We start from the raw sequence: 11,230 nt of genomic DNA on the forward strand, positions 1-11,230 counted from the left end.
TTTTTTTGTTAGCATGCGGCCGACAGCCACTCCTCTGCGTACCCTGGCGATGAACATCACACAGCACACCGACTACGCGCTTCGGGTCCTCATGTACCTCGGGGCATGCCCCGAGCGGCGCGTCACTATCAAGGAAGTGGCCGAGCGCTTCGACATCTCGCGCAGCCACCTCATGAAGATCGTCACCGAACTGGTGGCGAAGGGCTTCGTCGATGGCGCGCGTGGCAAGGGCGGGGGCTTGAGGCTGGCACGTGCCCCCAGCGAGATCGGTCTCGGCGACGTGGTCCGCCAGGTCGAACCCAGCCTCGCACTGGTCGAGTGCTTCGGAACGCAATCGCACTGCGTGCTGGATCCGGTCTGCCGGCTCAAGGGCGCGCTCGACGGTGCGCTGCAGGCCTTCCTGGCGGCGCTCGACCGTGTTTCGCTCGCGGACCTCGTCGGCAGCGACGCACGACTGCACGCGGTGCTCGGCCTGGAACCGCCAGGGCGTCAGCCCTTGCCGGTCACGATCCTGCGCCAGGTGGCCAGGACGAAAGGACGATAGCGCAGGCAAGGGCCCACGCCGGGTTCGCGAGCGGTGCCGGCCGGATCGAATCGCTTCAAGCTTGCGCTGAACCGAACCCAAGGCCGCTGCCGAGCCCTTTCGGGGGGCTGTGCTATGTTGGAAAAACAGTGGAGGGCAAGCGATGAAGATCCGTCAGGCCATGAGCTGGGAGTGGGACGCGATCGCCGGCATCGCCGCCGCCTTCGTGGCCATCGTCCTGCACCTGCTGCACATCGTCGACGAGACCGTCGTGCTGCCGATCCTGTTGGCGCTCGTGGGCCTGCTGTTCATCAATTTCATGCGCCACAGCCGTAACAACGAGCTGACCGCCGAGCAGGTCGAACGCATGGGGCACACGGTCGACAGCCTGGCGGCCGCACTCGAGCGTCCGGGCCTGGCCCTGATCGGGCCGCGCCAGCTGCAGACGGCGTATCACCGCTTCCTGCTTGCGATGAGTGGAGACTCGATCTGGTTCAACGTGTGCCTGTCGATGTACCGCACCCCCGCGCTCTTCGATGCCCTGCTGCGGCCGGCCATCGACAACCCGGCGGTCGGGTCGATCCAGTTCGTGCTCGATGAAAGCCAGCGCGAGCTGTGGGACAGCACGATCGCGCCCCAGATCGCCGCCTGCGCCGGTCACGCGCGTGTCCGTCCGCCACGCTGGTGCAAGCTGGAACGCACGCTTTCCTTCATCCTCGCGGACAGCCAGCACAGCGGCGGTTGCGAGGCCCTGCTCAGCTTCTGGGGCGAACCCTTCATGGCCCAGGCGACTGGGCGGGATGTGCCGCGCTTCGTGTTCCACGTACAGCAGCACTCCGAGCTGCTGCCCCACCTGCTCGAACTCGAAGGCTGCAGCGCGCACTTTCGTTCGCGCACGCAGTGAAGGGAACGCAGCCGCGCGCGGTGCGTCAGGACGAACGCCGCAGCAACGCCAGGCGGATACGCTCGATCGCGTGCGAGGGGCTCAAACCCTTCGGGCAGACCTCGGTGCAGTTCATGATCGTGCGGCAGCGGTAGAGGCGATAGACGTCGTCGAGGAAGTCCAGGCGCTCGGCGGTGGCGGTGTCGCGGCTGTCGGCGATGAAGCGGTAGGCCTGCAACAGCCCCGCAGGCCCGATGAACTTGTCCGGATTCCACCAGTAGGACGGGCAGAACGCACTGCAGCAGGCGCACAGGATGCATTCGTACAGCCCATTCAGGCGCTCGCGCTCGGTCGGGCTCTGCAGCCGTTCGCGTTCGGGCAGGGGCTCGTCGTTCATCAGCCAGGGCTGGATCGAGTGGTAGTGGGCGAAGAACTGCGTCATGTCCACGATCAGGTCGCGGATCACCGGGAAGCCCGGCAGCGGGCGCAGCACGATCGGCTCCTTCAGGCCGTCGAGCGCGGTCAGGCAGGCGAGGCCGTTGCGGCCGTTGATGTTCATCGCGTCCGAGCCGCACACGCCCTCGCGGCATGAGCGCCGGAACGACAGACTGTCGTCCTGCACGCGCAGCCGCATCAGCAGGTCGAGCAGCTTCTTGTCACCCGCCTCCGGCTGCACGTCGTAGGCCTGCATTCGCGGCGGATCGCCCGTCTCCGGGTCGTAGCGATAGATGTTCAGTTTCATGTCCGTCCCTTCGCCGCTCAGGCGGTGAGTGCCACCGTGGCCAGGCTCAGCAGCACGCGCACCAGCACGCCGAGCAGCACGACCGCGATCAGGCTCAGCACCGCCAGCCGCAGTCCGCGCGGCTGGATGTAGTCGAGCACGATGTCGCGCATCCCGACCCAGGCATGCGCGCACAAGGCGCCGAACAGCAGCGCGATCAGCGGCCCGCCCAGCACGCCGCCGGCGAAGGCGCGCCACCCGGCGAAATCGAGCGGCGGCGCAAAGGGCAGCGCGAGCACGCCGAACACGATCAGCACTAGCAGCAGCAAGGCGCTGATGCGCTGCACCACCCATGCCCGCTGCCCGTCGAACAGCCTCATGACAGCCCCCAGACGAGAATGAGCAGCGCGAGCGCGGGCGCGGCGACCAGGACCAGGCGCGCACTGGCGCGTGCCCGCACAAGCTCGCTGCCCACGCCGACGTCCATCAGCAGGTGGCGGACCCCGGCCAGCAGGTGATGGACGAGCGCCCACAACAGCACGGCTGCCGTCGCGATCCAGAAGGGCGACGAGAGCAGATCGCGCACGGAGGCAAAACCGGCCTCGGTGCGCAGCGAGGCATCGAGCATCAGGGCAACGACGGGCAGGGCGATGAACAGCAGCACCCCCGCCACGCGGTGCGCGATCGACGCGATCGCACCGATCGGAAAGCGGATCTGCGCCAGATTCAGGAATACCGGCAAGCGTGGAGGCGGCCTGTCCATTTCGGCTCCCGGGCAGTTCGAGCCTCCGCCGGTGGCGGCGGAGCGCGTCTTACCCCAACCATAGACCACAGGCCGATGTGGTGCCGGCGTCGGGGCAGGGCGATCGCACGAACGGATGGGCTGGCTTGTGGAAGCGGGCTTGCCCGCTCCCACCGCGCATGGCGCGATCCCTCTGTGGGAGCGACAAGCACGCGCAGCGCCTCGAGGCTCGGTCGTGCGCGTCCTAAGATGACCGCGCGTTCGACATCGAGCCAATGCCCTCGCGCCAGAGCCAGATGGACGTGATCGCCAGCAGCAGGCCGGCTGCCGCACTGGCGACGCTCAGTGCATCCCAGCCGGCAATGCGCGTGTCGCCGATGAGGCGCACGAGCAGCGGACCGGCGATCTGTCCCGCGGCGAAGCCGGTGGTCATGCGCGCCAGCAGCGGCGTCGGGTTGGCGGGCATGCGCTCGCGCGCGAGTTGAAGGCCCGCCATGGTGGTGACCATGAAGGTCCCGCCGACCAGGACGGCCGAGGCCGCCAGCACCCACAAGGCCGGCTGCAGCAGCGGGAGTACGGTGCCCACCGCCATCGCCCCCTGTGCGATCGCCCACACCTTGCGGCGCGACCAGCCGTGCAGCCGGTGCGCGGCAAAGGCCACCGACAGCGCCGCCGCCGTGCCGAAGATGGGCCAGGTGAGCCCGAACACGAGCGGGTCGGACACCAGCTGGCGGGCCATCGTGGGCAGGAAGGTCGCAGGAATGATGTAGCCGAAGCCGAACGCGCTGTAGCACAGCACCACCCCCAGGTTTCCGCTCGCGATCGGGGAAGCTGCGGGCCGCGACGCACCTGCCACGCCGGAAGCCGCGGCGGCGCCGGGCTGCGCGGGCAGACGCCGCATGACCTGGACGGCACCGACGGTGGCGAGCAGCCCGAGCTCCACCCACAGCACGGTCGCCGCCTGCGCGCCGCCCAGCCAGGTCAGCACGCCCGTTGCCGCGATCCCCAGCCCCACCCCCGTATAGATCCATCCCCCCAGTGAGGTCGCGTGCCGGCGCGCCAGCTCCGGCAGGCACCAACTGCTGGCGCACACCAGCACCCACGCGCTGAAGACGCCTGCGCTGCCCCGGAGCGCCATGCCCACCCACGGCAGCGCGGCGTTGCCCCAGGCCATCGCCAGGGTGGTCGCGGCAACGCCCACCAGCCCGACCTGCAAGCCCCGCCGCGGGCTGCGCGCAAACCACGACGCGCTGATCGCGCCGAGCAGGTAACCGACGTAGTTCGCGGTCGCCCATTCCGTCCCGGTCACGGCGTCCAGGCTGCCGTCGCGCACCATCAGCGGCATCATCGGCGTGAATGCGAAGCGACCGATGCCCATTGCGATGGCGAGCGCGACGAGGCCGATGAAGACGATCGATCGGGGCGACAGGGAGGATGAAGAGTGGGGTTCCATGGCGAGATTAGACTCCGATCGGGTCGCGGACGGAACGTGGCGCCGACGACGCCTGGTTGCGAGTGCCCCTGGAGCCGCCCGGCGAGCCGGACAGGCCATCGCGCGCCAGCGCCTGCTGCGCCCCCTCGCGTGCGACAGCCGGCATGCCCTTGCACGCCCCCGCCGCGTAGCCTATACGTGTGTCCTGTAGTACCCGCCTTGCGCTGACCCAATCGCAAGGCTCCCCAACCCACATACACAGCGCGCTGGCAGGACACGGACCCATGGACAAACTCAAGCTTACCTATTTCGACTTTTCCGGCGGACGCGCAGAGCCCGCACGGCTGGCCCTGCACATCGGCGGAATTCCGTTCGAGGACCACCGCTTTGCGTTCGGTGATTTTGCCGAGGTGCGCAAGACCACACCGCTAAACCAGGTGCCGACGCTTCACGTCAATGACGTGCAGGTTACCCAGAGCGACGCGATCACGCGTTATGCCGGAAAGCTGGCCGGGCTTTACCCCGAAGACCACCTTCAGGCCTTGTTCTGCGATGAAGTGATGGACGCACTGGAAGACATCAACACCAAGCTCGGGGCGACCTTCGGATTGACTGGCGATGCGCTCAAGCACGCCCGCGAGGCCCTGACGGCGGAAGTATTGCCGCGCTATCTGCGCTGGCTGCAGGACCAGCTCGAAGCCCACGGCGGCGAGTTCTTTGCGGACCATCGCCTGACCGTCGCCGACCTCAAGGCCTTCGTCATGCTGCGCTGGTTTGGCTCCGGCAAGCTGGACCACATTCCTGCCGACCTGGTCGAGACCGTGGCGCCGAAGCTTGCGGCTTTTGTCGACCGCATCGCCAGGGTTCCTGCCATCGCCCAGTATTACGAGGCGCGCGGCGGGTCGTGAGCCGGATCACCGTCGCCGCGAGCCGTTGCACCGGCCGCGGCACGGCAAGGCAAGGCGCAAGCGCTGCTCGACGGGTCCGGTGGCCGGTTCGGTCATGGGGCTTGTCTCCATCCTATTGCCTCCCCCTTAATTCGCCTCGACTGAAACGCGGTTCGCATCGCCTGCATCCAGTGGGTTAAACACGGCCAGAACGGAGCAAGCCATGATCCCGGACAGATACCCCGCCACCACGGCTCCCCGCGCCGACATCGACCTGGCGCAGGCGGTTGCGGCGGGCGACCAGGACGCCTTCACGACGCTGATGCGGCGCCACAACCAGGTGCTGTTCCGGACCGCGCGCAGCATCCTGCGTGACGATGAGGAGGCCGAGGAGGTGGTGCAGGACGCCTACCTGCTCGCCTACCGCGGCATGCACCACTATCGCGGCGAGGCGCGGCTATCCACCTGGTTGATCCGCATCGTGGCCAATCGCGCGATCCGCCGCCGGCAACGTCTGGGCCGCGAGCGGGCGATCTTTGCCGCCGTCGATGCTCCCGCAGGCGAGGAGGAGGACGACATGGGCGAAAGCCGCTTTCCGAACCCGGAATCCGCCGCCGCCAACAGCGAACTGCGGCGCGTGCTCGAATCCCACATCGACGCGCTGCCGGATCTGTACCGCGAGGTCTTCGTGCTGCGCGGCGTCGAGGAGCTCAGCAGCGAAGAGACGGCCGACGTGCTCGGCATTCCCGAGGCCACGGTACGCACCCGCTTCTTCCGCGCTCGACATCTCCTGAGCCAGGCGCTGGCCCGGGACATGGACCCCGTCTTCGGCGAGGTGTACGCCTTTGCCGGCGACCGATGCGACCGGATCGTCGCGGGCGTGCTGGCACGCCTGCAGCGGAAATCCGTTTGAGCAGCCCGGTGCTGCGCCACCCAAGGAGAAAGACATGAACACGCTGATCAAGCAGGCCATCGCGGCGGTCGAGCCCCGTCGCACCTTCCTGGGCCAGGCCGGCCTCCTGCTTTCCGGCACGGCCGTTGCCCTGCTCTCCGGCCGCGAGGCGCTGGCCGCGAAAGCCGCCAAAGCCGACCAAGCGGTCGAAAGCGACCTGCGCATCCTCAACACCGCGCTGGGGGCCGAGCTGGAAGCCATCGCCGCCTACCAGGTCGGCGCCGAAAGCGGCCTCATGGAAAAAGCCGTACTCGACCTGGCGGTCACCTTCCAGGGCCATCACAAGCAGCACGCCGAGCTGCTCGCCACCACCATCGGCAAGCTCGGCGGACGCGCGGTCGCTGCCCGGGACAAATACAGTTTCCCGGTCGATACGCTGAAGAATCAGACCGATGTGCTGCGCTTCGCGGCGGCGCTCGAAAAGGGTGCGGTCAGCGCCTATCTGGGCGCCATCCCGCTGTTCGGCAACCGGGACCTCGCCAAGGCGGCCGGCAGCATCCTCGGCGACGAAGCCATGCACTGGGCGATCCTGCGCAATGCCGTCGGCGACGTGCCGGTGCCCGACGCCTTCGTCGCCTGAATCGGGAGGGAGACCCACGATCATGCGCGCGACAGGCTCCGTTGGCTGGCTGCTGCTCTGCACCGCGCTCGCCGGCAGCGCAGCGGCGGATACCCCCGCGGACGACGCCTATGCCCGTGGCGCCCGGGTGTATGAGCGCTGTGCGGCCTGCCACGCGCTGAAGTGGGACCGCACCGGACCGCGCCACTGTGGCCTGATCGGGCGGCGCGCAGGGAGCGTTCCCGGCTTCCCCTATTCGCCCGCGATGCGCCGTGCGGGCTTCGTCTGGGACGAAAGGACGCTCGACCGCTTCCTGCGCTCGCCCTTGACGGCCGTCCCCGGCACCAGCATGGGCTACGACGGTGTGAAGGACGACGCCGAGCGGCAGGACCTGATCGTGTTCCTGCGCGAGGTGAACGGCACGGCCCCTTGTCGCAAGCTGTCGGCGGACGCAGTGCAGCGTCCTTGATGCGTGGGCGCGGCGAGGGGGCGGCGCACAACCGGGAGAGAGACATGTTCGATTACGACCCCGAAGCCATCGCCGCCATCCTCGGCACCAGTCTCGATGCCGTGTTCACCATCGATGAGCGCGGCCGGATCGTCGATACGAATGCGGCCGCCACCCGGCTCTTTGGCTGGCAGCGCGAGGAGTTCCTCGGCGCCAACATCTCGATCATCGTGCCGTCGCCACTCAAGGAACAGCACGACGGCTTTCTGCGCGCCTTCCGTCCGGACCGCGGCGTCAAGCATGTGCTCGGCCGCGGCCCGCGGCTCGAGGGCGTGCGCAAGGACGGCTCGCGCTTACCGGTCGAGGTCGGCATCTCCACCTTCGAGCGCCAAGGGCGGCGCTTCTTCACCGGCTTCGTCCGCGACATGAGCGAACGCCAGCGCACCGAGGACCGCATGCGCTACCTCGCGCTGCACGACGCCGAGAGCGGCCTGCTCAACCATCGGGGCTTTGCCGAACACTGCGCCGGGCCGGCCGACGGCGAGCGGCGCGTGGCCGTGTTCCGCATCGAGGAATTCCGGCGCTTCGCCGTCGCCTATGGCGAACGCTGGAGCATGGCCACCTTGCGGGAGATCGCCGCCCGCCTGCAGGCGACACTCGGCCCGCACGAAGCGGCGGCTCGATTGCGCGAGGACAGCTTCGCGCTGTGCCTGGGCGCCGATGCCATGTCGCGCATCGAAACCCTCGCCGCCGCACTCCGGCAGCCCTATGCGTGGGACACGACCTCCCTTCTATTGACCGTCACGTTCGGTCTCTCCTGCTGTGGGGGCGAGCTCGACGAACTCCTGCGCACAGCGCAGTGGGCCTGCTATCGTTCCGGCGTCGCCGGCCTGGGCCGCATCAATGCGTTCACCGCAGGCCTGCAGCAATCGACCGTGCGGGAACTCAGCATCGAATCCCGCCTGCACGACGCGGTGCGCAACAACCGGCTGCAGCTGCTGCTGCAGCCCAAGTGCCGGCTGATCGATCGACGGATCGTGGGTGCCGAGGCCTTGGTGCGCTGGGACGACGCGCAGCTCGGTTCGGTCCCGCCCGCCGAGTTCGTCCCGCTGGCCGAACGGCTCGGCCTGGTGGGGGAAATCACCGACTGGGTGCTGCAGCGCAGCCTGGCCGAGATCGCCGCCTGCCCCGACCCGGCGGTCAGCGTCGCCGTCAATTTCTCGGCATTGGACTTCTACCACCCGGACTTCGTCGCCCGCCTGCAGAACGCCCTGGCCCTTGCCGCCGCGCCGCCCGACCGGCTGGTGATCGAACTGACCGAATCGGCCGCGGTGCAGGACGTGCCCCTGGTCAGCGGAAGGCTGCAGGCGCTGCGCCGGCTCGGTATCCGCGTCTCGCTCGACGACTTCGGCACCGGCTATACGGCACTCGCCTACCTGCGCCAGTTCGCCGTCGATGCCCTGAAGATCGACATCGCCTTCGTGCGCGACCTGCCGCAGAGCCCATCCGCCGTCAGCATCGCCCAGGCCGTCGTGGCGCTCGCCCGCGGGCTGGGTCTGGAAACAATCGCCGAGGGGGTCGAGACCGAGGCACAGGCTTCACTGCTGACCGCGCTGGGCGTGGATGTCGGGCAAGGCTTCCTGTTCGGACGCCCGCTGCCACCGTCGGAATTCCATCGACGGGTGCGGCAACGGTCCGATTAACTGCCGCTCGGCCGCTGGTGGGTGGTCGATGTCCGCTTTAGCCAACGGTGACCTGCGGCTGCAATAGGCCTCACCCCGGTTCCCTTGCAGCCGCATTGGCCGAGACCTCAGACCTTGTATTTCTTCAGCCAATCGTTGGCCAGCTTCTGGGCGTACGTGGCCGCCGCTTTGTCGTAGCTGGGGCGGTAGTCTGCGTTGAAGCCGTGGTCGACGTTGGGAAACACAATGATCTCCGAGCCGCTTCCGCCTTTGTTGATCAGGCCGCGCATCTTGGCAATGGTCTCTTGCTTGACGAAGGCGTCGATGCCCGCATATAGCCCTAGCACCGGCACCTTGATCTGGTCGGCAAAGTCGATCGGGTCTTCGGGGCGCAGTTCGGGCGCCTTCAATCCTTCCAGCAACCCGTAATACGCCACGGCGGCATTCAGCTTGCTGTTGTGCCGCGCGTAGACCCATGCCGTACGGCCACCCCAGCAGTAACCCACCAAACCCGTGCGATGGGCGTCGGTTTTGCCGCTGGCGCGCGCGAAGGCCAGGGTGGCGTCCAGGTCGGCGCAGACCTGGGCATCGGGCACTTTGGAGACCACCTGCGACAGAATCGTCTGAATGTCGATCATCTTCGACACGTCGCCCTGGCGTGCAAACATCTCCGGCGCAATGGCGTAGTAGCCCTGCTTGGCATAGCGCCGGCACATGTCCTTGATGTGCTCGTGCACGCCAAAGATTTCCTGCACCACCAGAATCACCGGGAACTTGCCGGGGCCCGCAGGCATGGCCCGGTAGGCGGGAATCTTCCCGTCGGCCACCGGCACGCTGACCTCGCCAGCAACCAGGCCCTTGCTGTCAGTGACGATGGCCTGGGCCAGCACCGGTTTGGATGCGAGGGCAAAACCCAAGGCCAGAGACGTCATGACGAATTCACGCCGCGAGGATGGGACGGATGCGGCTTGAGTGGGGTTCTGGAAGTCGATTGGCTTGAGGCCGTAGTCCATCAGTTTCATGAGAATTCCTTGGGTGGTTGGGGGTTGCGGAGGGAAAGACCTTTGGGCACGGAACGCGGTGCGCGCCATATTCCTCACGGTGAATGGTTCAGCGCCGCACGCAGCGCCTGGAGCTGGGCCGTCAAAGCCTGGCGTTGCTCGAGAGTGCACTGCGTGGCACATGCGGCCTGGGCATACACGGCATCGGCCTGCTGTTGCAGCGCCTGGCCTGCGTCCGTGAGGGAAATGATCACGGACCGTTCGTCTTCGGGGCTACGTTCCCGCAGGAGAAGGCTCTGGGCCACCAGCTTACATACAAGTGGCACCAGTGTGCCGGCGTCCAGTGCCACCTTGTCGGCCTGACGGGCCACTCAGGGCGACCTCCGCCTGATCGCCAACGGCAGCTACTAAGCACCCAGCCCGACCTCACACATTCAGCCAGAAGCGGCCGATCAGTGATTTGGGGAAAATGCCACTGGAGTGGGTGCTTGAATTTGGAAGCTGTCAGGTTACCTGCTTACTCAGTTAGGTCAGTGTTGCTTCGTATGAAACCGACGTCCTGCTATATTCGATGAGGTTGACTGGATCACTATGAGGATAATCAAATGAGCAAACTGAGAAGCGATGTCAGCCTTGAAACTCTGAACGAGCGTGGCAAGGAATATCTCCCGGGATACCTGGGAATTCAGGTCATCGACCTCCAGTCAAATGTGTTACGCAGCCGAATGCCCATTCAGAAATTGCACATTGCGCCTAATGAATTTCTCCACGCGGCAAGCGTGGTTGCCCTTGCCGATACCAGTTGCGGCTACGCGACCATTGCCCATTTGCCGGATGGTGCTCAGTCCTTCACCACGATAGAACTAAAAAGCAATCATCTCGGAACAGTAACCGAAGGCACCGTGGCCTGTGTCGCAACAGCACAACATCTCGGTCGAACGACCCAGGTCTGGGATGCTGAGGTAACTGACGAAGCCAGTGGTCGCAAATTGGCACTCTTTCGGTGCACCCAGATGATTCTTTGGCCGAGGTGAAAAGCAGATGGCGCCGACAACGTCATATGTGACGGCATACGGCAGCTAAAGCCAGATACCTGCTGTTACGCCACGATTGTCTTGAACGGCCGCAACGGGTCGAAACCACTCATTGACGGATGAGCAAATGCGAGACCTGCCCCCGAAACCTCCAAACTTTCTGTGCGTTCCGGCGCCACTTGGGACCAGTTCTAGATGCAGAAGAAACGTCGTAAGAGGAAAGGTCGCGGACCAGCAGCATGGGTTCCATCTGTAGAGCAAATTTTTAGGAACATGGAACTCGCGGACTCTGCCATCAAGAAGTTATTTCTTGACGAAGATCTGTCGGAACAGGAGTGGAAGGCTTTATTCCAATCCGATTATCTC

The 11,230-nt window shown here is 66.3% G+C and carries 14 protein-coding genes; 8 read left to right on the forward strand and 6 right to left on the reverse strand.

The genetic code is table 11. The annotated features are described in order from the left end of the window. Positions 1-49: 49 nt before the first annotated feature. Entirely contained in the window at positions 50-544 is a 495-nt protein-coding gene (locus RBT54_RS14250) for an Rrf2 family transcriptional regulator (protein WP_320367736.1), read from the forward strand. A gap of 142 nt (positions 545-686) precedes the next feature. After that, entirely contained in the window at positions 687-1,427 is a 741-nt protein-coding gene (locus RBT54_RS14255; protein ID WP_320367737.1) for a hypothetical protein, read from the forward strand. Positions 1,428-1,452: 25 nt separating this feature from the next. Here the strand turns inward: RBT54_RS14255 and RBT54_RS14260 are convergent, their stop codons facing one another. The 4 genes from RBT54_RS14260 to RBT54_RS14275 all read right to left on the reverse strand — a co-directional run bounded on the left by RBT54_RS14260 (position 1,453) and on the right by RBT54_RS14275 (position 4,322). Further along, positions 1,453-2,148, reverse strand: a complete 696-nt coding sequence (locus RBT54_RS14260; protein ID WP_320367738.1) for a succinate dehydrogenase iron-sulfur subunit — start codon at positions 2,146-2,148, stop codon at positions 1,453-1,455. A gap of 17 nt (positions 2,149-2,165) precedes the next feature. Next, a complete protein-coding gene (gene sdhD / locus RBT54_RS14265) occupies positions 2,166-2,507 on the reverse strand; it encodes a succinate dehydrogenase, hydrophobic membrane anchor protein (protein WP_320367739.1) in 342 nt (113 codons plus the stop codon). Then, entirely contained in the window at positions 2,504-2,890 is a 387-nt protein-coding gene (gene sdhC, locus RBT54_RS14270) for a succinate dehydrogenase, cytochrome b556 subunit (protein ID WP_320367740.1), read from the reverse strand. Before sdhC ends, sdhD begins: the two co-directional genes overlap by 4 nt. Before the next feature lie 223 nt (positions 2,891-3,113). Beyond that, entirely contained in the window at positions 3,114-4,322 is a 1,209-nt protein-coding gene (locus RBT54_RS14275) for a YbfB/YjiJ family MFS transporter (RefSeq protein ID WP_320367741.1), read from the reverse strand. A gap of 263 nt (positions 4,323-4,585) precedes the next feature. On the opposite strand from RBT54_RS14275, the gene RBT54_RS14280 reads away from it, so the two are divergent. The 5 genes from RBT54_RS14280 (at position 4,586) to RBT54_RS14300 (ending at position 8,850) form a co-directional block, all read left to right on the forward strand. Continuing rightward, entirely contained in the window at positions 4,586-5,209 is a 624-nt protein-coding gene (locus RBT54_RS14280; RefSeq protein WP_320367742.1) for a glutathione S-transferase, read from the forward strand. Positions 5,210-5,411: 202 nt separating this feature from the next. Continuing rightward, positions 5,412-6,101 (forward strand): RNA polymerase sigma factor, encoded by a 690-nt coding sequence (locus RBT54_RS14285; protein WP_320367743.1) that lies wholly within the window; start codon positions 5,412-5,414, stop codon positions 6,099-6,101. A gap of 34 nt (positions 6,102-6,135) precedes the next feature. Further along, complete coding sequence (locus tag RBT54_RS14290; RefSeq protein WP_320367744.1) at positions 6,136-6,720, forward strand: ferritin-like domain-containing protein; 585 nt, start codon at positions 6,136-6,138, stop codon at positions 6,718-6,720. 22 nt (positions 6,721-6,742) lie between these two features. Beyond that, positions 6,743-7,168 carry a c-type cytochrome gene (locus RBT54_RS14295; protein WP_320367745.1) on the forward strand — a complete coding sequence of 142 codons (426 nt, stop codon included), beginning with the start codon at positions 6,743-6,745 and terminating at the stop codon, positions 7,166-7,168. 44 nt (positions 7,169-7,212) lie between these two features. After that, positions 7,213-8,850 (forward strand): putative bifunctional diguanylate cyclase/phosphodiesterase, encoded by a 1,638-nt coding sequence (locus RBT54_RS14300; protein ID WP_320367746.1) that lies wholly within the window; start codon positions 7,213-7,215, stop codon positions 8,848-8,850. Between the two features lie 107 nt (positions 8,851-8,957). Here the strand turns inward: RBT54_RS14300 and RBT54_RS14305 are convergent, their stop codons facing one another. Next, a complete protein-coding gene (locus tag RBT54_RS14305; protein ID WP_320367747.1) occupies positions 8,958-9,851 on the reverse strand; it encodes a dienelactone hydrolase family protein in 894 nt (297 codons plus the stop codon). A gap of 74 nt (positions 9,852-9,925) precedes the next feature. Further along, entirely contained in the window at positions 9,926-10,201 is a 276-nt protein-coding gene (locus tag RBT54_RS14310; RefSeq protein WP_320367748.1) for a transcriptional regulator, SarA/Rot family, read from the reverse strand. Between the two features lie 234 nt (positions 10,202-10,435). Between RBT54_RS14310 and RBT54_RS14315 the strand changes: the two genes are divergently transcribed. Then, a complete protein-coding gene (locus tag RBT54_RS14315) occupies positions 10,436-10,864 on the forward strand; it encodes a PaaI family thioesterase (protein WP_320367749.1) in 429 nt (142 codons plus the stop codon). Positions 10,865-11,230 lie beyond the last annotated feature (366 nt).

This window comes from Thauera sp. (assembly GCF_034003485.1).
Classification (GTDB): domain Bacteria; phylum Pseudomonadota; class Gammaproteobacteria; order Burkholderiales; family Rhodocyclaceae; genus Thauera.